General features: G+C 62.0%; 19 protein-coding genes, 1 tRNA gene and 1 pseudogene. 17 read left to right on the forward strand and 4 right to left on the reverse strand.

What is annotated here, in order from left to right:
* Positions 1-29 precede the first annotated feature (29 nt).
* From aspS to KU43P_RS06565, 15 genes are all read left to right on the forward strand, one after another.
* The gene (aspS, locus tag KU43P_RS06495; RefSeq protein WP_317661655.1) at positions 30-1805 is read left to right on the forward strand and encodes an aspartate--tRNA ligase; all 1776 of its coding nucleotides are present in this window, start codon (positions 30-32) and stop codon (positions 1803-1805) included.
* A gap of 111 nt (positions 1806-1916) precedes the next feature.
* On the forward strand, positions 1917-2663 hold the full coding sequence (locus KU43P_RS06500) for a YebC/PmpR family DNA-binding transcriptional regulator (RefSeq protein WP_012315821.1): 747 nt from the start codon (positions 1917-1919) through the stop codon (positions 2661-2663).
* Positions 2664-2841: 178 nt separating this feature from the next.
* On the forward strand, positions 2842-3366 hold the full coding sequence (gene ruvC / locus KU43P_RS06505; RefSeq protein ID WP_176511592.1) for a crossover junction endodeoxyribonuclease RuvC: 525 nt from the start codon (positions 2842-2844) through the stop codon (positions 3364-3366).
* 108 nt (positions 3367-3474) lie between these two features.
* Positions 3475-4092: a Holliday junction branch migration protein RuvA gene (gene ruvA, locus KU43P_RS06510; RefSeq protein ID WP_317661659.1), complete on the forward strand. Its 618-nt coding sequence runs from the start codon at positions 3475-3477 to the stop codon at positions 4090-4092.
* Positions 4089-5135 carry a Holliday junction branch migration DNA helicase RuvB gene (ruvB, locus tag KU43P_RS06515; protein WP_317661661.1) on the forward strand — a complete coding sequence of 349 codons (1047 nt, stop codon included), beginning with the start codon at positions 4089-4091 and terminating at the stop codon, positions 5133-5135. The genes ruvA and ruvB overlap by 4 nt, the downstream gene beginning before the upstream one ends.
* Before the next feature lie 125 nt (positions 5136-5260).
* Entirely contained in the window at positions 5261-5713 is a 453-nt protein-coding gene (ybgC, locus tag KU43P_RS06520; protein WP_317661663.1) for a tol-pal system-associated acyl-CoA thioesterase, read from the forward strand.
* A 2-nt stretch (positions 5714-5715) separates the two neighbouring features.
* A complete protein-coding gene (gene tolQ / locus KU43P_RS06525; protein WP_010952367.1) occupies positions 5716-6411 on the forward strand; it encodes a protein TolQ in 696 nt (231 codons plus the stop codon).
* A 14-nt stretch (positions 6412-6425) separates the two neighbouring features.
* Positions 6426-6878, forward strand: coding sequence for a protein TolR (gene tolR, locus KU43P_RS06530; protein WP_008090221.1), 453 nt, complete (start codon positions 6426-6428; stop codon positions 6876-6878).
* On the forward strand, positions 6878-7957 hold the full coding sequence (gene tolA / locus KU43P_RS06535) for a cell envelope integrity protein TolA (RefSeq protein WP_317661667.1): 1080 nt from the start codon (positions 6878-6880) through the stop codon (positions 7955-7957). The genes tolR and tolA overlap by 1 nt, the downstream gene beginning before the upstream one ends.
* Before the next feature lie 26 nt (positions 7958-7983).
* On the forward strand, positions 7984-9255 hold the full coding sequence (gene tolB / locus KU43P_RS06540) for a Tol-Pal system beta propeller repeat protein TolB (protein WP_411567248.1): 1272 nt from the start codon (positions 7984-7986) through the stop codon (positions 9253-9255).
* Positions 9256-9308: 53 nt separating this feature from the next.
* Positions 9309-9806: a peptidoglycan-associated lipoprotein Pal gene (pal, locus tag KU43P_RS06545; protein ID WP_023381906.1), complete on the forward strand. Its 498-nt coding sequence runs from the start codon at positions 9309-9311 to the stop codon at positions 9804-9806.
* 6 nt (positions 9807-9812) lie between these two features.
* Positions 9813-10628 (forward strand): tol-pal system protein YbgF, encoded by an 816-nt coding sequence (gene ybgF / locus KU43P_RS06550; protein ID WP_317661669.1) that lies wholly within the window; start codon positions 9813-9815, stop codon positions 10626-10628.
* Between the two features lie 160 nt (positions 10629-10788).
* Positions 10789-11436, forward strand: coding sequence for a 7-carboxy-7-deazaguanine synthase QueE (queE, locus tag KU43P_RS06555; RefSeq protein WP_317661670.1), 648 nt, complete (start codon positions 10789-10791; stop codon positions 11434-11436).
* A gap of 16 nt (positions 11437-11452) precedes the next feature.
* A complete protein-coding gene (gene queC, locus KU43P_RS06560) occupies positions 11453-12127 on the forward strand; it encodes a 7-cyano-7-deazaguanine synthase QueC (RefSeq protein WP_317661671.1) in 675 nt (224 codons plus the stop codon).
* A 61-nt stretch (positions 12128-12188) separates the two neighbouring features.
* Positions 12189-12264, forward strand: a tRNA-Lys gene (locus tag KU43P_RS06565).
* 167 nt (positions 12265-12431) lie between these two features.
* Here KU43P_RS06565 and KU43P_RS06570 read toward each other — a convergent pair.
* The 4 genes and pseudogenes from KU43P_RS06570 to KU43P_RS06580 all read right to left on the reverse strand — a co-directional run bounded on the left by KU43P_RS06570 (position 12432) and on the right by KU43P_RS06580 (position 16996).
* Positions 12432-13391, reverse strand: coding sequence for a cation diffusion facilitator family transporter (locus KU43P_RS06570; RefSeq protein ID WP_317661672.1), 960 nt, complete (start codon positions 13389-13391; stop codon positions 12432-12434).
* A gap of 119 nt (positions 13392-13510) precedes the next feature.
* Positions 13511-14266 (reverse strand): methyl-accepting chemotaxis protein, encoded by a 756-nt coding sequence (locus tag KU43P_RS26975; protein WP_411567249.1) that lies wholly within the window; start codon positions 14264-14266, stop codon positions 13511-13513.
* A 102-nt stretch (positions 14267-14368) separates the two neighbouring features.
* A pseudogene (locus KU43P_RS26980) lies at positions 14369-15577 on the reverse strand (HAMP domain-containing protein); the annotation flags it as partial.
* Between the two features lie 66 nt (positions 15578-15643).
* Complete coding sequence (locus KU43P_RS06580; protein WP_317661674.1) at positions 15644-16996, reverse strand: APC family permease; 1353 nt, start codon at positions 16994-16996, stop codon at positions 15644-15646.
* 486 nt (positions 16997-17482) lie between these two features.
* On the opposite strand from KU43P_RS06580, the gene KU43P_RS06585 reads away from it, so the two are divergent.
* Positions 17483-18994, forward strand: coding sequence for a YdgA family protein (locus KU43P_RS06585; protein ID WP_317661675.1), 1512 nt, complete (start codon positions 17483-17485; stop codon positions 18992-18994).
* Between the two features lie 268 nt (positions 18995-19262).
* On the forward strand, positions 19263-20321 hold the full coding sequence (nadA, locus tag KU43P_RS06590; protein WP_019472564.1) for a quinolinate synthase NadA: 1059 nt from the start codon (positions 19263-19265) through the stop codon (positions 20319-20321).
* The last annotated feature ends 82 nt before the right edge of the window (positions 20322-20403 follow it).

Raw genomic sequence — 20403 nt, forward strand, 5'->3', positions numbered from 1 at the left:
CACGAATCACGAGAAGCGAAACCACCATCATGATGCGCAGCCATTATTGCGGCCAACTGAACGAGAGCCTGGACGGCCAGGAAGTCACCCTTTGCGGCTGGGTCCATCGTCGCCGCGACCACGGCGGGGTGATCTTCCTCGACATCCGTGACCGCGAAGGCATGGCCCAGGTCGTGTTCGACCCGGACCGCGCCGAAACCTTCGCCGCCGCCGACCGCGTGCGCAGCGAGTACGTCGTGCAGATCACCGGCAAGGTGCGCAAGCGCCCCGATGGTGCGGTGAACGCCAACATGGCCTCCGGTGCCATCGAGATTCTGGGCTATCAGCTGAACGTGCTCAACGAAGCGGAAACCCCGCCGTTCCCGTTGAACGAATACTCCGACGTCGGCGAGGAAACTCGCCTGCGCTACCGCTTCATCGACCTGCGTCGCCCGGAAATGGCCGACAAACTGCGCTTGCGCTCGCGCATCACCAGCAGCATCCGTCGTTTCCTCGATGAAAACGGCTTCCTCGACGTCGAGACGCCGATCCTCACCCGTGCCACTCCGGAAGGCGCGCGCGACTACCTGGTGCCGAGCCGTACCCACGCTGGCAGCTTCTTCGCACTGCCGCAGTCGCCTCAGCTGTTCAAGCAGCTGCTGATGGTGGCCGGTTTCGACCGTTACTACCAGATCGCCAAGTGCTTCCGTGACGAAGACCTGCGGGCCGACCGCCAGCCGGAATTCACCCAGATCGACATCGAGACCAGCTTCCTCGATGAAAGCGAGATCATGGGCCTGACCGAAAGCATGATCCGCAAGCTGTTCAAGGAAGTACTGGACCTGGAGTTCGGCGAATTCCCGCACATGACCTTCGAAGAAGCCATGCGCCGCTACGGTTCCGACAAGCCTGACCTGCGTATCCCGCTGGAACTGGTCGACGTTGCCGATCAGCTCAAGGACGTCGACTTCAAGGTCTTCGCAGGCCCTGCCAACGATCCGAAATGCCGCGTCACTGCCCTGCGCCTGCCAGGCGGTGCCAGCATGCCGCGCAGCAAGATCGACGAGTACACCAAGTTCGTCGGCATCTACGGTGCCAAGGGCCTGGCCTACATCAAGGTCAACGAGCGCGCCAAGGGTGTCGAGGGTTTGCAGTCGCCGATCGTCAAGAACATCCCCGAGGCCAACCTCAACAACATCCTCGACCGCGTTGGCGCCGTAGACGGCGACATCGTGTTCTTCGGTGCCGACAAGTTCAAAGTGGTCAGCGAAGCCCTGGGTGCGCTGCGTATCCGCCTGGGCCACGACTTCGAGCTGCTGACCTGCGAGTGGGCGCCGATGTGGGTCGTCGACTTCCCGATGTTCGAAGAAAACGAAGACGGTAGCTTCACTGCGCTGCACCACCCGTTCACCGCACCGAAGTGCACCCCTGAAGAGCTCGAGGCCAACCCGGCTACCGCCCTGTCCCGTGCCTACGACATGGTCCTGAACGGTACCGAGCTGGGTGGCGGTTCGATCCGTATCCACCGTAAAGAGATGCAACAGGCGGTATTCCGTCTGCTGGGTATCGAGGCAGCGGAGCAGGAAGAGAAATTCGGCTTCCTGCTCGATGCCCTGAAATTCGGTGCTCCACCTCACGGTGGCCTGGCCTTCGGCCTGGACCGCCTGGTCATGCTGATGACCGGCGCCCAGTCGATCCGTGAAGTGATCGCCTTCCCGAAAACCCAGAGCGCCGCGTGCGTCATGACCCAGGCTCCAGGCATGGTCGACGCCAAGGCCCTGCGAGAGCTGCACATCCGCCTGCGCGAACAGACCAAGGTCGAGTAAGCGGACCCCGGGCGCATCCACATGGATGCGCCTTTGCGTTACGGCGCAGGAATTTGTCGTTGCGCCCCGTCAGGGGCGTAACTGTTTGTGTTTCAAGGATTTGGAGTTGTTATGGCTGGTCATTCCAAGTGGGCGAACATCAAGCACCGCAAAGAGCGCCAGGATGCCAAGAGAGGCAAGATCTTCACCAAGTGGATCCGTGAGCTGACCGTTGCTGCCAAGCAGGGCGGCGGTGATCCAGCCTCCAACCCGCGCCTGCGTCTGGCACTGGACAAGGCCCTGGGCGCCAACATGAGCCGCGATATCATCGATCGCGCCGTGGCCCGTGGTGCTGGCACCAACGAAAGCGACAACGTCGAAGAGCTCAGCTACGAGGGTTACGGCCCGGGCGGCGTGGCGATCATGGTCGAAGCCATGACCGACAACCGCAACCGTACCGCTGCCGCCGTGCGACATGCCTTCACCAAGTGTGGCGGCAACCTCGGTACCGATGGTTCGGTAGCCTACCTGTTCGAGCGCAAGGGGCAGATCAGCTTTGCGCCGGGTGTCGACGAAGATGCGTTGATGGAAGCGGCCATGGAAGCCGATGCCGACGACGTGGTGGCCAATGAAGACGGTTCGTTCGAGGTGTTTACCTCGTTCAACAGCTTCTATGCCGTGCGCAACGCGCTGGAAGAGGCGGGCTTCAAGGCCGCTGACGCGGAAATCGTCATGCAGCCGACCACCAGCGCCGAGCTGGATCAGGAGGGCGCGGAGAAGGTGCTGAAGCTGATCGACATGCTCGAAGACCTGGATGATGTGCAGAACGTCTATTCCAATGCGCAGATTTCCGACGAGATCATGGAAAAACTCGGCTAAGGTGTCGCCAACGAAACCGTAATTGGGGCTGCTGTGCAGCCCATCGCCGGCAAGCCGGCTCCCACGGGTGCAGCGGATTCTTCAGGCCTGCACTGTACCTGTAGGAGCTGGCTTGCCGGCGATGGGCCGTGCAGCGGCCCCAATGGTCTTCAAACATGAGCTTCAAACGACAGGCGCTATGACTCTGATTCTTGGTATCGACCCCGGCTCGCGCATCACCGGTTATGGCGTGGTGCGCCAGACCGCTCGCGGTTGCGAGTACGTGGCGTCGGGTTGTATCCGCACTGGTGCCGGCGAGTTGCACGAGCGCCTGCAGATCGTCTTTCGCGGCGTCAGCGAAATCATTCGTACCCACGAGCCGGTGACCATGGGCATCGAGCGCGTGTTCATGGCCCGTAACGCCGATTCGGCGCTCAAGCTCGGCCAGGCGCGTGGGGCGGCCATCGTTGCCGCCGCCGAGGCTGGCCTGGAGATCGCCGAATACAGCGCAAGCCAGGTCAAACAGGCCGTCGCCGGCAGCGGTGGCGCCAACAAGGAGCAGGTGATGCTGATGGTCATGCACCTGCTCAAGCTCACCCAGAAGCCGCAGATCGACGCATCCGACGCCCTGGCAATCGCCCTGTGCCATGCTCATACCCGCTCCAGCCTGGTGCCCCACGGCCTGGCCACGGCGCGGCGGCGTGGCGGGCGCTTGCGTCTGTAGTGCGCTTCATGCGCTGATACATTTTTTGTCCGGGTGACACGTTCACCCGTTGCATTTGCTGATAGGGTTGACCGGTCTTTGACCGGCCCCGAGAGGAAGGATCGGAACGTGATTGGACGTTTGCGCGGTACCCTGGCGGAAAAACAGCCACCGCACCTTGTTATCGATGTCAACGGCGTGGGCTATGAACTCGAAGTGCCCATGACTACCCTGTATCGCCTGCCTAAAGTTGGCGAAACCGTGACCGTGCACACCCATCTGGTGGTGCGTGAAGATGCCCACTTGCTGTACGGCTTTCATGAAAAGCGCGAGCGAGAGCTTTTCCGTGAGCTCATTCGGCTCAATGGCGTGGGCCCGAAGCTGGCGCTGGCACTGATGTCCGGCCTTGAGGCCGACGAACTGGTGCGCTGCGTGCAGGCCCAGGACACCTCCGCGCTGGTGCGCGTGCCAGGAGTGGGCAAGAAGACCGCCGAGCGACTGCTGGTCGAGCTGAAGGACCGCTTCAAGGCCTGGGAAACCTCCCCGGCCATGTTCACCCTGGTTTCCGATGGCCCCGTGCCAGTCAGCAGTGGCTCCACGGCCGAGGCCGACGCGGTCAGCGCCCTGGTTTCCCTGGGCTACAAGCCTCAGGAGGCGAGCAAGGCAGTGTCCGCCATCAAGGACAAGGCCGGCATGAGCAGTGAAGACCTGATCCGCCGCAGCCTTAAAGGGATGATTACCAAGTGATCGAAGCCGACCGCCTGATCGCCGCCAGTGGCCGCGACCGTGAAGAAGTCCAGGACCGTGCGATCCGCCCGCTGCGTCTGGACGAGTACATCGGCCAGCCGGTGGTGCGCGAGCAGATGGCGCTGTTCATCCAGGCCGCGCGCGGTCGCAACGAGTCGCTCGACCACACCCTGATCTTCGGCCCGCCCGGGTTGGGCAAGACCACCCTGGCCAATATCATCGCCCAGGAAATGGGCGTTTCGGTCAAGAGTACTTCCGGGCCGATCCTGGAGCGCCCGGGCGACCTGGCGGCCATGCTGACCAACCTCGAGCCCCACGATGTACTGTTCATCGACGAGATCCACCGGCTCTCGCCGGTGGTCGAAGAGGTGCTGTACCCGGCCATGGAAGACTTCCAGCTCGACATCATGATCGGTGAGGGGCCGGCGGCGCGGTCGATCAAGCTCGACCTGCCACCCTTCACCCTGGTCGGCGCCACTACCCGTGCCGGGATGCTGACCAACCCGCTGCGCGACCGCTTCGGGATCGTCCAGCGCCTTGAGTTCTACAGCGACAAGGATCTGGCGACCATCGTCAGCCGTTCCGCCGGTATTCTCGGCCTGGTCATCGAAGACCAGGGTGCCTACGAGATTGCCCGCCGCGCCCGCGGTACGCCGCGTATCGCCAACCGCTTGCTGCGCCGTGTGCGTGACTATGCCGAGGTGCGCGGCAAGGGGCAGATCACCAAGGCGGTGGCCGACATGGCGCTGAACCTGCTGGATGTCGACGAGCGCGGTTTCGATCATTCCGACCGACGCCTGCTGCTGACCATGATCGAGAAGTTCGACGGTGGCCCGGTAGGGGTGGACAACCTGGCGGCAGCGATCAGCGAGGAGCGTCACACCATCGAGGATGTGCTCGAGCCGTACCTGATCCAGCAGGGCTATATCATGCGCACGCCCCGTGGGCGTGTGGTGACCCGTCATGCCTATTTGCACTTTGGCCTGAATGTTCCCGGGCGCCTGGGCGATGGGGGAGATTTTTCCGAAGCAGGCGATGAATGACAGATCGAAACCGGCTTTTCGTGGTCCTACCGCTGGCATGCCCTAGGGGCGCTGGCAATACGACATTAATGAGCAAAAAACAGTTGCCGCAGCGGATTGGCAAGCTGAGGAGTAAGCACTAGAGTATGCGCGCGCAAAATGGCCTGGAACCTTTCGCACACCGTTGTCGCGTCTATTACGAGGATACCGATGCCGGTGGCGTGGTGTATTACGTCAACTACCTGAAATTCATGGAGCGCGCGCGTACCGAGCGGCTGCGGCACCTGGGCTTTTCCCAGCAGCAACTGGCCGGGGAAAACCTGTTGTTCGTGGTCCACTCCAGCGAAGCGCGCTATCACGCGCCGGCGCGCCTGGACGATGAGCTCCGGGTGACCGCGCAAGTACTTGAACTCAATCGCGCCAGTCTGCGTTTCGTACAGCAGGTCTGGCGGGAAAAGGATGAAACGCTGCTCTGTGAAGGGCAGTTCCTGGTGGCCGCCGTGCGCGCCGACACTTTCAAACCCCGAGCCTTACCCCCGGAGCTGCGCGACGCCTTTGTGGCGGACGGCTCGGGTACTCAATCGAACGCAGGAGAATAAGCGTGGAAGCTAACGTCGTCGACCATACCTCCATGTGGAGTCTGGTCAGCAATGCCAGCGTGGTGGTACAGCTGGTAATGCTGACCCTGGTGGCCGCCTCGGTCACCTCATGGATCATGATCTTCCAGCGCAGCACCATGCTGCGCGCCGGTCGTCGTGCGCTGGATGCCTTCGAGGAACGCTTCTGGTCGGGTATCGACCTGTCCAAGCTGTACCGTCAGGCAGGCAGCAACCCAGATCCGGATTCGGGTGTGGAGCAGGTCTTCCGGGCCGGCTTCAAGGAATTCTCGCGCCTGCGCCAGCAGCCGGGCGTCGATCCCGATGCGGTCATGGAAGGTGTGGGCCGAGCCATGCGCGTGGCCATTTCGCGTGAGGAAGAAAAGCTCGAGCAGAGCCTGCCGTTCCTCGCCACCGTCGGTTCCACCAGCCCGTACATCGGCCTGTTCGGTACCGTCTGGGGCATCATGAACTCCTTCCGCGGCCTGGCCAGCGCCCAGCAGGCCACCCTGGCCACGGTTGCTCCCGGTATCGCCGAAGCACTGATCGCCACCGCCATCGGTCTGTTCGCGGCAATCCCTGCGGTCATCGCCTACAACCGTTTCGCTGCCCGCAGCGAAGTGCTGATCGGTCGTTACTACACCTTCGCCGACGAGTTCCAGGCGATCCTGCACCGCAAAGTGCACACCAGCGAAGAGTAATCAGGTAGAAGCCCATGGCCCGAGTTCGCCACAAACGCAAGCCGGTCGCCGAGATGAACGTGGTGCCCTACATCGACGTGATGCTGGTGCTGCTGGTCATCTTCATGGTGACGGCCCCCATGCTCAACCAGGGCGTGAAGGTCGACCTGCCCAAGGTTTCCAGCGAAGCCTTGCCGCAGGACAACAACGTCCAGATCCTCACCATCTCCATCAAGGCCGACAAGACCTACTACTGGAACCTCGGCAGCGAAGTCGATACCGACAAACAGATGGACAAGGCCATGACCTTGCCCGATATGACCAGCGCAGTGACCAAGATCATTGCCGCCGGTCGTGACCAGGGCAAGCAGACCCAGGTCTTCATTCGTGGCGACAAGGCTGTCGACTACGGCGCGGTCATGGGTGCCATGGGCGGGTTGCAGAAGGCCGGTGTCGGTAACGTTGGCCTGATTACCGAGGCGCCCTGATGCAACAGCGAGAGCCATCCGCCTCGGAAAGCTACTTCTGGCCCAGCGTCTGGGCCATCGGCCTGCACGTGCTGGTGTTCGCGCTGCTGTTCGTCAGTTTTGCCATGACGCCTGAGCTGCCGCCTTCCAAGCCGATCGTTCAGGCTACCCTGTATCAGCTCAAGTCCAAGAGCCAGGCGACCACCCAGACCAATCAGAAGATTGCCGGGGAAGCGAAGAAAACCGCCTCGCGCCAGACTGAAGTCGAGCAGTTGGAGCAGAAGAAGGTCGAGCAAGAGGCCATCAAGGCCGCGGAACAAAAGAAAGCCGACGCCGCTCAAAAGGCCGAGGAAGCCCGCGAAGCCGCCGAGGCCAAGAAAGCCGAAGAGGCTGCCAAGGCCAGCGAAGCCAAGAAGGCCGCTGAAGCCAAGAAGGCCGAGGAAGCGAAGAAAGCCGCCGAGAAGCAACAGGCCGACATCGCCAAGAAAAAGGCTGAAGAAGAGGCCAAGAAGCAGGCCGAGGAAGAAGCCAAGAAGCAAGCAGCCGAGGAAGCCAAGAAAAAGGCCGCCGAGGACGCGAAGAAGAAAGCAGCCGAGGACGCCAAGAAGAAAGCGGCGGCGGCCGAGGATGCGAAGAAGAAGGCTGCTGAAGAGGCCAAGAAAAAGGCCGCTGCAGACGCCCAGAAGAAAAAGGCACAGGAAGCGGCCCGCAAGGCGGCAGAGGACAAGAAGGCCCAGGCTTTGGCCGAGCTGTTGTCCGATACCACCGAGCGGCAGCAGGCGCTGGCCGACGAGCAGGGTGACCAGGTGGCCGGCGACTTCGACGACCTGATCCGTATGCGCGCGGCCGAGGGCTGGGCACGGCCACCTTCCGCGCGCAAGGGCATGACGGTGACCCTGCAGGTCAGCATGTTGCCGGATGGCACCATCACCGGTGTCAGCGTGACCCGGTCCAGTGGTGACGGTCCGTTCGACAGTTCGGCAGTGGCTGCAGTCAAGAACATTGGTCGTCTGACCGAGATGCAGGGTATGAAACCGAGCGATTTCAATCGTTATCGTTCGTTCAAGATGACATTTACACCTGAGGATCTAGCGTTGTGATTAAACTCCTTCGAGGAATGCTGGTCATGCTCTGCTGCGTGGCTGGCATGGCCATGGCAGAGGAAAAGAACATCCTGGTCACCAGCGGCAGCGATCGGGCAACGCCCATCGCGGTAGTGCCGTTCGGTCTGCAGGGTGGCAGCGTACTGCCGGAAGACATGGCCGATATCATCGGTAACGACCTGCGCAACTCCGGCTACTACTCGCCGATCCCGCGCCAGAACATGATCAGCCAGCCGACCCAGGCCAGCGAAGTCATCTTCCGCGACTGGAAAGCCCTGGGTGCCCAGTATGTGATGGTCGGCAGCATCGTGCCTTCGGGCGGCCGCCTGCAGGTGCAGTACGCGCTGTTCAACGTCGCGACCGAGCAGCAAGTGCTGACCGGCAGCGTCGCGGGCACCGCGGACCAGCTGCGTGACATGTCGCACTACATTGCCGACCAGTCGTTCGAGAAGCTCACCGGCATCAAGGGTGCGTTCTCGACCCGCATGCTGTACGTGACCGCCGAGCGCTTCTCGACCAACAACACCCGCTACACCCTGCAGCGTTCGGACTACGACGGTGCCCGTGCAGTGACCCTGCTGCAATCGCGCGAGCCGATCCTGTCGCCGCGCTTCGCGCCGGATGGCAAGCGTATCGCTTACGTCTCGTTCGAGCAGAAGCGTCCACGTATCTTCATTCAGCACATCGATACCGGTCGCCGCGAACAGGTCACCAACTTCGAGGGCCTGAACGGTGCGCCGGCCTGGTCGCCAGACGGTACCCGCCTGGCATTCGTGCTGTCCAAGGACGGTAACCCGGACATCTACGTGATGAACGTGGCTTCGCGCCAGATCAGCCGTGTCACCGCTGGCCCGGGCATCAACACCGAGCCGTTCTGGGGCAAGGATGGCAACACCCTGTACTTCACCTCCGACCGTGGCGGCAAGCCGCAGATCTACAAGCAATCGGTCAGTGGTGGTGGTGCCGAGCGCGTAACGTTCGTGGGTAACTACAACGCCAACCCTAAACTGTCGGCTGATGAAAAGACCCTGGTAATGATCCATCGCCAGCAGGGTTTCACCAACTTCAAAGTGGCGGCACAAGACTTGCAGCGCGGAAGTGTAAAGATTCTGTCTGAAACAAGTCTTGATGAGTCTCCCACTGTTGCGCCAAACGGCACCATGCTAATCTACGCCACCCGCCAGCAGGGCCGGGGAGTCTTGATGCTCGTGTCGCTTAATGGCCGCGTGAGGCTCCCACTTCCTACCGCTCAAGGCGAAGTCAGAGAACCGTCCTGGTCCCCTTACCTGAACTGATTGCGGCGTAATACTTTTGCTTAACACACTGGGGTTTCATTAGGAGTTTCACGATGGAAATGCTGAAGTTTGGTAAATTTGCTGCGCTGGCTCTGGCCATGGCCGTAGCTGTAGGTTGCTCCTCGAAAGGCGGTGACAACGCTGGTGAAGGCGCTGTTGATCCGAACGCTGGTTACGGCGCCAACACCGGTGCTGTCGACGGCTCCCTGAGCGAAGAAGCGGCCCTGCGCGCAATCACCACCTTCTACTTCGAATACGACAGCTCGGACCTGAAGCCAGAAGCCATGCGCGCTCTGGACGTTCACGCCAAGGACCTGAAAGCCAACGGCAACCGCGTTGTTCTGGAAGGCAACACCGACGAGCGCGGCACCCGCGAGTACAACATGGCTCTGGGTGAGCGTCGTGCCAAGGCCGTTCAACGTTACCTGGTTCTGCAGGGCGTTTCCCCTGCTCAGCTGGAACTGGTTTCCTACGGCGAAGAGCGTCCAGTTGCCACCGGCAACGACGAGCAGTCCTGGGCTCAAAACCGTCGCGTAGAACTGCGTAAGTAAGTTCTTATGCGTATGTGCCGTCGTGCTGTAACCGTCCTTGCACTCAGCCTTCCGCTTTCAGCGTGGGCTGCGGTTCCTGTAGTAGATGACAACGGAGGTGCTTACCCACCTTCGGGTTATGGCACGAGCGGCGCCTATGCCGGGGCAGGGGCTTCGACCCCTGCCTCAGCACAGGGCCAGCTGTTCATGCAGCTGCAACAGATGCAGGACCAGATTTCCCGCCAGCAGGGCATCATCGAAGAGCTGCAGAACGATGTGGCCCGCATGAAGCAGGAAAACCTGGAGCGATACCAGGATCTGGACCGTCGCATCAACAGTGGTGGCGCGCCTGCCGCGACCCCCGATAATTCCTCCACCGGTGCTGCACCCGATGCCGCCGCCGGTGCAGCAGCAGGTGCCACAGGCGCTGCTGCACAACAACCGGCCGCCAGCAGCGAGCCGGGCGATCCGGCGAAAGAGAAGCTCTACTACGATGCTGCTTTCGACCTGATCAAGCAAAAGGACTTCGACAAGGCCAGCCAGGCATTCAATGCCTTCCTGCGCAAGTACCCCAACAGCCAGTACGCCGGCAATGCCCAGTACTGGCTGGGCGAGGTGAACCTGGCCAAGGGTGACCTGCCAGCCGCCAGCCAGGCGTTTGCCCAGGTCAGCCAGAAGTATCCCAAGCACAGCAAGGTACCGGATTCCCTTTACAAGCTGGCCGATGTCGAGCGCCGCATGGGCCACACCGACAAGGTCAAGGGTATCCTGCAGCAGGTCATCACCCAGTACCCCGGCACCTCCGCCGCGCAACTGGCGCAACGCGACCTGCAAAAGCTCTAAGCTGTACCGTTGGAAAGAAACCCGCGCTCGTCGCGGGTTTTTTCGTTAGAATCACTGCCCTTTTTTCTTAAACACGCTGCCGCGGATAACGCCATGTCGAGTCCGCTGCAGTGCCTGACGGAGGCGGACAGCCTGTTTAGCTGTCACGCCCGTGGCGATCATGCAAGACACATTACGCATCACCGAAGTCTTTTACTCGTTGCAGGGTGAAACACGAACGGCTGGGCTGCCCACGGTATTCGTGCGCCTGACCGGTTGCCCCCTGCGCTGTCAGTACTGCGACAGTGCCTACGCCTTCAGTGGCGGCACCGTGCGCACCCTCGACTCGATCATGGAGCAGGTGGCAGGTTTCAAACCGCGCTATGTCTGCGTCACCGGTGGCGAGCCCCTGGCCCAGCCGAATGCCTTGCCCCTTTTGCAGCGCCTGTGCGATGCCGGCTACGAGGTTTCGCTGGAAACCAGCGGCGCCCTGGATATCTCGGCGACCGATGTGCGCGTCAGCCGCGTGGTCGACCTCAAGACCCCGGGCTCCGAAGAGTCCCATCGCAATCTCTACGCGAACATCGAGCACCTGACCCGCAACGACCAGGTCAAGTTCGTCATCTGTTCACGCGAGGACTATGACTGGGCAGTGTCCAAGCTGATCCAGTACAACCTCGCCGAGCGTGCCGGCGAGGTGCTGTTCTCGCCAAGCCACCACCAGGTGAGCGCTAGCGAGCTGGCCGACTGGATCGTTGCTGACAACCTGCCCGTGCGTTTCCAGCTGCAGTTGCACAAGTTGCTGTGGAACGACGAACCCGGACGTTGATTGAGAGTAAGAGCAAATGACTGAGAAACGCGCGGTAATCCTGCTGTCTGGCGGCCTCGACTCGGCCACCGTCGTAGCCATGGCCAAGGCCGAAGGCTACAGCTGCTACACCATGAGCTTCGACTATGGCCAGCGCCACCGGGCCGAGCTCAACGCCGCCGCCCGCGTTGCCCGCGACCTGGGCGTGGTCGAGCACAAGGTGATCGGCCTGAATCTCGATGGCATCGGTGGTTCAGCCCTGACCGACAGCAGCATCGACGTGCCAGAAGCCCCCGGAGAAGGCATTCCGGTCACCTACGTGCCGGCTCGCAACACGGTGTTCCTGTCCCTGGCGTTGGGCTGGGCCGAGGTGCTGCAGGCGCGCGATATCTTCATCGGCGTTAATGCCGTGGACTACTCCGGCTACCCGGACTGCCGCCCGGAGTTCGTCGAAGCGTTCGAGCGCATGGCCAACCTGGCCACCAAGGCGGGTGTGGAAGGGCAGGGGTTCCGTATCCAGGCGCCGCTGCAGAACCTGAGCAAAGCGCAGATCGTACAGGCCGGTATCGCCCGTGGTGTCGACTACAGCCTGACTGTTTCCTGCTACCAGGCCGACGACGAAGGGCGCGCCTGTGGCAAGTGCGACAGCTGCCGCCTGCGCGCCGATGGTTTCAAGGCTGCCGGGGTTGAAGACCCAACCCGCTATTTTTGAAATTTTTTTTGATGGGGTGTTGATTTCCCGTTAGAAATCAGTATTATACGCGCCATCCAACGGGTCGTTAGCTCAGTTGGTAGAGCAGTTGGCTTTTAACCAATTGGTCGTAGGTTCGAATCCTACACGACCCACCATACGCAGTAAGTCAAAGCCCGCAACCGGCAACGGTTGCGGGCTTTTTCGTGAGTGGTTTTCTGTTGTGGCCTCATCGCCGGCAAGCCGGCTCCCACAAATACATCTCTGTGTTCGCAACCTGTGCTGTACCTATGGGCGCCGGCGATGAGGGCCTCAGAGTGGCCGCTTATTCCGCCCACTCCGGGTCGCCGGTGAACACCACGGTGATCCAGCGATCCGGCCCCTCGCCACCCACGGCATCGCCGATCTCGTTGCGCAGCGCATCCCACTCGTCGATGGATTTGGCGCCCATGCTCTTGGGGACGATGAAGTACAGTTCGATCTCCCGCGAACGGCCGACCTTGGCCACATAGGCCCGGTACGACTGCAGCCCGTGCTTGCTGACAAAGGCTCGCGACACTTCATCGACGTGCTGCTTGAGGTCGCCTGGAGTCACCAGGAAGATTTCCGACATGGCCTGGCGTACCACCGACAGGGGCAGCGGGATGATCACCAGGCACACCAATGCCAGTACCGCCGGGTCGATGTAGGGCGACACCCACTCCCACTGGGTGCCTTGCACCGCGTAGCCAAAGCAGAAGGCGATGAGCAAGGCCGCAGTGATGCTGGCCGACATGATCCAGCCCTTGACGTCCATGCGCACGAAGTCGGACTTCAGTTTGCGGTTGGCGCGTGCCTCGACGTAGGCGATGGTGGCGCAGGCGATCACGGTCAGTACCGCGTAGATCATCGCAATGCCGAATTCCAGGTGGCGGCCACCCTGAAGCAGGCTACTGACGGCGTTGATCAGTGCGTAGATGGCGACACCGCTGAGCAGGATGCCGTTGAGGGCGAGGACCATCGGTTCCAGGTGCCAGAAACCCATGGTGAAGCGCTCGCGCAGCTTGCGTGATAGCTGCAGGCTGGTGGCGTGGGAGGTGATCAGCTTGACCACCACCAGCGACAGGCCGCTCATGCTGGCGTCGACCAGCGAGTAGACGCCGTCGAACACGATCGAGAACGAGCCGGAGGCCAGACCGAAGGCAATGCCGATGGTGGCGATGAACAAGGTGACGGCGATCGAGGTGCGTAACAGGCCCTGTTCGCTGGTGATGTCGAAGAAGGGTGGTTTGTTGGGGGATTGCATGGGGTAGAACTCTTTCAATTGATTGGTTGCCGTTACTGGCCTCATCGCCGGCAAGCCGGCTCCTACAGGCTGTGGTGTTCCTGTGGGAGCCGGCTTGCCGGCGATGAGGCCAGTACAGACTAGACGCGGAACTGTTCCATCAAAGCTTGCTGTTGATTGGCCAACCGGTTCAATGCCAGGCTGATCCGCGCCGATTCATCCGCCTGGCCCGACAGCGATTCTGTCACGTCGCGGATACCGGCCACGTTGCGGTTGACCTCCTCGGCCACCGCGCTCTGCTCCTCGGCCGCCGAGGCAATCTGCAGGTTCATGTCGCTGATCACCGTCACCGCTTCGCCAATCCGTTGCAGTGCCGGCAGCGCCTGCTCCATGCGCGTTGCACTGGCCTGCGCCTGGCGCTGGCCTTCATGCATGGCGCCGACCACGTCCTGGGTGCCTTGCTGCAGGCCTTCGATAACCTGGCGAATCTCTTCCACCGACACCTGGGTGCGCTGGGCCAGGCTGCGCACTTCGTCGGCAACCACGGCGAAGCCGCGTCCGGCTTCCCCGGCGCGTGCAGCTTCGATGGCGGCATTGAGCGCCAGCAGGTTGGTCTGCTCGGCAATGGCGCGGATCACCTCCAGTACCGAGCCGATCTGCTCGCTGCGATTTTCCAGGGCGCGGGCTTCGTCCATGGCCGCGTTCATTCCGGCCGCCAGCTGGTCGATGGCCTGGCGGGTGCTGGCAATCAGCTGCAAGCCTTCGCGGCTGGCTTGGTCGGCGCCACGTGCTGCCTGGGCGGCCTGCGCGGCATTGTGGGCGACATCCTGGGCGGTGGCACTCATCTCGTTGGCGGCAGTGGCCACCTGTTCGATCTCGCGTTGCTGCTGTTGCATGCCACTGCTGGTCTGGCTGGCGATGGCTGCCGACTGATCGGCGGTACCGCGGGCTTCCTGCAGCGAGCCCTTGACTTGGGCAATCACCGGTTGCAGCTTGTCGAGGAAGCGGTTGAACCAGCCACTGAGCTGGCCCAGTTCGTCCTGGCGGGCGTAGTCCAGGCGGCGGGTGAGGTCGCCTTCGCCGCTGGCGATGTCTTCCAGCCGTGCGGCTACGGCCAGGATCGGCCGGGTCACGCCGCGGGCGGTCAGCCAGACCAGCAGCAGGCCGATTACTGCAGCGCCCAGGCCTATCAGCAGGCCGATCAGGTTGGCGCTCTGGTTGTGCGCGTCCAGACGCTGGTTGAGGGCCACGGCGGGGGCCTGAAGCACGGCCTCTGGCAATTCAAGAAGCACTTGCCAAGGGGCTGCATCGGGAATCGGCGCGAACTGCCTGGCGACGCGCAGCAGGCCATTGGCCACGGCCTGGTCCATCGGTGCACCCAGCTTCGAGCTGTCGCGGCTGTGGCCGGCCAGCAGCCCGCTGGCGCTGACGATACTGACCTGGCCCTGGCCGTCGAACAGGTCCTGGCGGCCTTGCAGGCTCAGCTGTTGCAGGTTGTCCAGGCCGATGTCCAGGCCGACCACGCCCACCACCTTGCCATTCTCCAGCAGCGGCAGGGCAATGCTGGTCATCAGCACCTGGTGGCCATTTACTTCGTCCAGATAAGGCTCGAGCACGCAGGCTTTGGCCGTTTCCAGTGGGCAGGTCAGCCAACGGTTCTTGGGCGCACCGTTGGTGCCGAGGCTGCTGTCGTTGAGCATTGCTTCGGGCATCGCTTCGCGCTCCAGCTTGCCGGCGCTTGGCTGCGACCAGTACAGCGAGAAGCGCCCGCTTTCGTTGCTGCCCAGCGTGTCCTGGCCGACGAATTGGCTGTCCTGGTGATCCAGTGCATTCGGCTGGAACACCAAGTACAGGCCGATCACGTCCGGGTTGCCGGCAAGGCTGGCATGAGCCTGACGGGTCAGCTCGGCGCGCAAGTCGCTGCCGCCTCGGGCCTTGAGTACCTGTGCCAGGCGGGCAAAGCCGTTGGCGTACTGGTAGGCATCCATGAAATACCGCTGGATGCGCAGGGCCTGGGTTTCGGCGTGAGCTTGCAGGCGCAGGCGTGCGCTGTGATCGAGCATTTCGCTGTTGGCCTGGCTGACCAGGGCCGCGCTACGTCGGGCCTGGGTCAGCGAGGTGGCAACCAGCAAGGCAACGATGGCCAGCAGGCAGAGGCCGGCGAGCAGGGTGATCTTCCATTGGATGGACAGGCGGCGCAGCGGCATCTGGGCTTTCCTTTTCGAAGATGAACAACGCCCGCGTTCAGGCGCGGGCGTTGTCGGTGGCGAGTGTCATTCGGCGATGTAGTTCGGCGGTGCGACTCGGAAGGCCTTGGTCAGCCAGGCCAGGTGCACCAGACCCAGCAACGCCCAGAGGCCGCCGAACACCAGCGAGTGCTCGTTGAGGTCGAGCCAGAGCTTGGCAATGATGCAGAAGCCGATGGTCGGCAGCACCAGATACTTCAGCTTGTTGGCCAGCCCCTGACGGTTGCCTTCGCGCAGGTAGCAATGGCAGATCACCGACAGGTTGACGAAGCTGAAAGCTACCAGCGCGCCGAAGTTGATGATCGAGGTGGCGGTCACCAGGTCGAAGTAAATGGCCGACAGGGCAATCACGCCAACCACGGCAATGTTCACCACCGGGGTCTTGTAACGCGAATGCAGGCGAGCGAATACGCTGCTGGGGATCACGTTGTCGCGGCCCATCACGTACAGAAGGCGCGACACGCTGGTTTGCGAAGCCAGGCCCGAGGCGATGGTGTTGATCACGGTGCAGGCGATGAAGATCGACTGGAACAGCTTGCCACCGACGTACAGGGCGATTTCCGGCAAGGCCGCTTCCGGGTCGTGGAAGCGGGCATTGTTCGGGAAGTACGCCTGCATGAAGTACGACACTGCGATGAACACCACGCCGCCGATCAGGGCGGTGAGGAAAATTGCCCGCGGAATGATCTTGCCCGGGTCCTTGGTTTCTTCCGAAAGGCAGGTTACCGCGTCAAAGCCCAGGAACGAGAAGCACAGGATGGTCGCGCCGGCAGCCAGGGCGCTGAACTGCGTCTGCGAGTCGGCAAAGGGTGTCAGGCTCCAGGTGGTGCCCAGCCCTTCGCCTTGGCCCAGGCCTCGCACGCAGAGGTAGATGAACACCGACATGATCGCCAGTTGTACAACCACGAACAGAAGGTTGAAGTGCGCCACCAGGTTGATGCTGCGCATGTTGATCAGGCTGATCAGGGTGACGAAGCCAGCCACCCACATCCACTCTGGCACCTCAGGGAACATGGCCGAGAGGTACAGCTTGGCCAGCAGCGCGTTGACCATGGGCAGCAACAGGTAGTCGAGCAGCGACGACCAGCCGACCAGGAAGCCCACGTGTGGGTTTATGGCGCGTTGGGTATACGTGTAGGCCGAACCCGACTGTGGGAAACGACGCACCAGGGTGCCGTAACTCACGGCAGTGAACAGGACGCCGGCCAAGGCCAGCAAGTAGGCGCTGGGAACGTGACCGGAGGTAATGCCGGAAACGATGCCGAAAGTGTCGAACACGGTCATTGGCGTGAGGTACGCCAAACCGATGATAACCACGTGCCAGAGGCGCAGGGATTTACGGAATTGGCCGTTGCCGGTGGCGTTGTGGTCAGTCTGCATGCTGGTGTGGCTCCATGTTGTTCACCTTTTTGTTCGGAGCAGAGGTAGGCGCGGGCTAGGCGCCGATGTCAGGCTGGCAGTGCCTTGACCAGGAGAGTGAAGCGTGCGGGCAGGGGCATCCGAGCATCATGACGGCGCGACTTTTTCTTCTTCGTGGATCGGGCGCTGGGCGAGGTGGTGAAAATAAAAAACGATGGGCCGATAGGTGTCAAGTTAAACATGACAAGATGTTACTAAATTGAAATATTTATCGGCTAAAAGGCCGTAATGTTCGGTTTTTGCGCGTTTTTTTGCGATTTCGATCGATGCGAATGTTCGTAAAATTGAACGAATAAGAATCTTCGTGTGTTGTTGTAGGGCGTGTCTGAAACGAACCATTTCGTCTCGGTGGCCACCCTTTCGCCAGGGGCAGGGTGATATCCTTTTGCACCCTGCGCGGCCGCTGGGCTGCGAACCCACCCATATGGACATCGATCGGTTCTATTCATGAAGAAATCAGTAAGCATCCTTTCCGGCCTGGCCATCGCCATTGCCGTCGCAACCACCGCAGGCGCCTGGTACACCGGCAAGCAACTGCCCAAGGAGCTGGAACACTCCGTCAACGTGGGCAATGCCGAGCTGAAGAAGGCCCTGGTGGGGACCGGCGGCAGCGTGACCATTGAGCTGGTCGGGCTGGAGCAGCACTTCTTCACCAGCACCGCGCAGTATCGGCTCAAGGCCCGCGACATCAACCTCGGCCATGGCGAGGCGGTCAATTTCGAGGTTGGCCTCACCGACCAGATCGAGCATGGTCCGTTCCCCTGGTCGCGGGTGAAGGCGCTGAAGCTGATGCCGGTGATGGCCACCAGCAACAGCGTGCTGCAAAAAGACGACGTCACTGCGCCTTGGTTCGCCGCGACTGGCGATAAGCCGCCGGTTACCGCACAGGTCAGCTTCGGTTACGGCGGCAGTGTCGACAGCATCGTGCAGGTGGCGCCGTTCACCTTCAAGGAAGACAGCGGCAGCAGTATCGATTTCTCGGGCCTGCGCCTTGAAGCCACGGGCGACCGGGATGGCAAGGCATCGAAGTTCCATGGTGCCGCTGAGCGCATGGACATCAAGCTGGTGAGCGATGACCATCCGCCAGCGACCTTCGCGCTGCAGGGCTTGAAAATCGGCGGCAACCTGGCGGCCACTGAGCACGACATGGTCTATGTCGGCAATTTCGACCTGCTGCTGGCCGAGGCCAAGGCCACGCTGGGGTCCAAGCAGCAGGTGCTGTTGCTCAAGGGCCTTGAGCAGAATGCCTTGCAGACCCTCGATGGCCCCAACACCGTGGGTGGGCGCGTGGATTACAAGGTGTCGGACATTACCTGGGACGGTCGCGCGGTCGGCAGCGGGCAAATGGGGGTGAGCATCAAGTCGATCAATGCCCCGGCCTTGCAGGCGCTGTCCCAGTGGTACCAGGCGCATTTGCCGGAGTTCGAGGCGGCCGCCGCAGCCGGCCAGCCGATGCCGGAAATCCAGATGGGTGACGCCGAGAAGGCCAAGTTCCAGGGCGACCTGCAGCAGTTGCTGGCTTCCAAGCCGCAGTTGGCGGTGGAAAACCTGTCGTTCAGGACGGCCAATGGTGAAAGCCGCTTCGACCTGGCAATGGACTTCGCCAGCCCGAGCTCCTTCGACTTGCCGCCTGACCAGCTGAGCAAGCAGCTCATCACCCAGGTCAAGAGCAAGCTCTCGCTGTCCAAGCCGATGATCGGTGACCTGGCTACCCTGCAGGCCTTGCTCGAAGGGCAGACCGACGCCCAGGCAATTGCCATGCAATCCAGCCAGGCCGGCGAGATGGTCGGCATGATGGCGCTGCAGAGCGGCATGGCGACCGTGCAAGGCAATGACGTGGTGTCGAGCCTGCACTATGCCGACGGTATGGTCGACTTCAATGGCAAGAAGATGACTGTCGAGGAATTTGCCATGATCCTGGCAGGGCACTTTGCGGCGATGCAGCCGCAAGAGGGCTGAGTCTGTAATGGCCCCATCGCCGGCAAGCCGGCTCCCACAGTTGCGCTATCTCTGTGGGAGCCGGCTTTGCGGCGAGAGGGCCCTTGCAGGCAACACAAAAACCGCTTTAGAAATCCCTTGATTGTCTGTAGCCTTCGGCGTCCGATAATAATCCGCGCCCGCAGAGGGCCGTGGCGGCATGCCTGCCGTCCGGCACCCTTAGCCGATCTGCCAGGGCCGGGTGATACACTCGATTTGACGCGCACGCGCGCCTGCAGGTCCAGCGATCATGACCCAGATTTCCGAACGCCTGTTGGTTCAGGCCCACCTTGATGCCAAGCAGCCCAACCCGCTGACCGCCGAGCAGGAGGCCGAATACCGTGCGGCCATCGCTGCCGAGCTGAAGGCGCAGAATGCCGTACTGGTCGCTCACTACTACTGCGACCCGGTGATCCAGGCGCTGGCCGAAGAAACCGGCGGTTGTGTCTCCGACTCGCTGGAAATGGCCCGCTTCGGCAAGAACCACCCGGCCGAAACGGTGATCGTCGCCGGCGTGCGCTTCATGGGCGAGACGGCCAAGATCCTCACCCCGGAAAAACGCGTGCTGATGCCGACCCTGGAGGCCACCTGTTCGCTCGACCTGGGTTGCCCGGTCGAAGAGTTCTCGGCCTTCTGCGACCAGCACCCGGAACGTACCGTGGTGGTCTACGCCAACACCTCGGCAGCGGTGAAAGCACGGGCCGACTGGGTGGTGACCTCGAGCTGCGCGCTGGAGATCGTCGAAAGCCTGATGGACAACGGCGAAACCATCATCTGGGGCCCGGACCAGCACCTGGGCCGTTACATCCAGAAGCAGACCGGTGCCGACATGCTGCTGTGGGACGGTGCCTGCATCGTTCACGAAGAATTCAAGTCGCGCCAGCTGGCCGACATGAAGGCGCTTTACCCGGATGCGGCGATCCTGGTGCACCCCGAATCGCCGGAGGCAGTGATCGAGCTGGCCGACGCGGTGGGTTCCACCAGCCAGCTGATCAAGGCTGCGCAGACGCTGCCGAACAAGACCTTCATCGTCGCCACCGATCGCGGCATCTTCTACAAGATGCAGCAGCTGTGCCCGGACAAGGAGTTCGTCGAAGCGCCCACCGCCGGTAACGGCGCGGCCTGCCGCAGCTGCGCGCATTGCCCGTGGATGGCGATGAACACCCTGGAGCGGGTGCTGGATTGCTTGCGTAACGGGAGCAACGAGATTTTCGTTGATCCGGCGCTGGTGCCCAAGGCGATCAAGCCTCTGAACCGGATGCTGGACTTTACCCAGGCGGCACGGCTGAAGCTTTCCGGTAACGCCTGAGGCCCAATCGCCGGCAAGCCGGCTCCCACAGGTCTGAGGTCGATGCAGTACCTGTGGGAGCCGGCTTGCCGGTGATTGGGCT

This window comes from Pseudomonas sp. KU43P (assembly GCF_033095865.1).
Taxonomy (GTDB): domain Bacteria; phylum Pseudomonadota; class Gammaproteobacteria; order Pseudomonadales; family Pseudomonadaceae; genus Aquipseudomonas.

Coding starts and splice junctions, on each gene's coding strand:
- aspS (WP_317661655.1), top strand. CDS start 30: ATGATGCGCAGCCATTATTGCGGCCAACTGAACGAGAGCCTGGACGGC.
- KU43P_RS06500 (WP_012315821.1), top strand. CDS start 1,917: ATGGCTGGTCATTCCAAGTGGGCGAACATCAAGCACCGCAAAGAGCGC.
- ruvC (WP_176511592.1), top strand. CDS start 2,842: ATGACTCTGATTCTTGGTATCGACCCCGGCTCGCGCATCACCGGTTAT.
- ybgC (WP_317661663.1), top strand. CDS start 5,261: ATGCGCGCGCAAAATGGCCTGGAACCTTTCGCACACCGTTGTCGCGTC.
- tolR (WP_008090221.1), top strand. CDS start 6,426: ATGGCCCGAGTTCGCCACAAACGCAAGCCGGTCGCCGAGATGAACGTG.
- tolA (WP_317661667.1), top strand. CDS start 6,878: ATGCAACAGCGAGAGCCATCCGCCTCGGAAAGCTACTTCTGGCCCAGC.
- tolB (WP_411567248.1), top strand. CDS start 7,984: ATGCTCTGCTGCGTGGCTGGCATGGCCATGGCAGAGGAAAAGAACATC.
- pal (WP_023381906.1), top strand. CDS start 9,309: ATGGAAATGCTGAAGTTTGGTAAATTTGCTGCGCTGGCTCTGGCCATG.
- ybgF (WP_317661669.1), top strand. CDS start 9,813: ATGCGTATGTGCCGTCGTGCTGTAACCGTCCTTGCACTCAGCCTTCCG.
- queE (WP_317661670.1), top strand. CDS start 10,789: ATGCAAGACACATTACGCATCACCGAAGTCTTTTACTCGTTGCAGGGT.
- queC (WP_317661671.1), top strand. CDS start 11,453: ATGACTGAGAAACGCGCGGTAATCCTGCTGTCTGGCGGCCTCGACTCG.
- KU43P_RS06570 (WP_317661672.1), bottom strand. CDS start 13,391: ATGCAATCCCCCAACAAACCACCCTTCTTCGACATCACCAGCGAACAG.
- KU43P_RS26975 (WP_411567249.1), bottom strand. CDS start 14,266: ATGCAACAGCAGCAACGCGAGATCGAACAGGTGGCCACTGCCGCCAAC.
- KU43P_RS06580 (WP_317661674.1), bottom strand. CDS start 16,996: ATGCAGACTGACCACAACGCCACCGGCAACGGCCAATTCCGTAAATCC.
- KU43P_RS06585 (WP_317661675.1), top strand. CDS start 17,483: ATGAAGAAATCAGTAAGCATCCTTTCCGGCCTGGCCATCGCCATTGCC.
- nadA (WP_019472564.1), top strand. CDS start 19,263: ATGACCCAGATTTCCGAACGCCTGTTGGTTCAGGCCCACCTTGATGCC.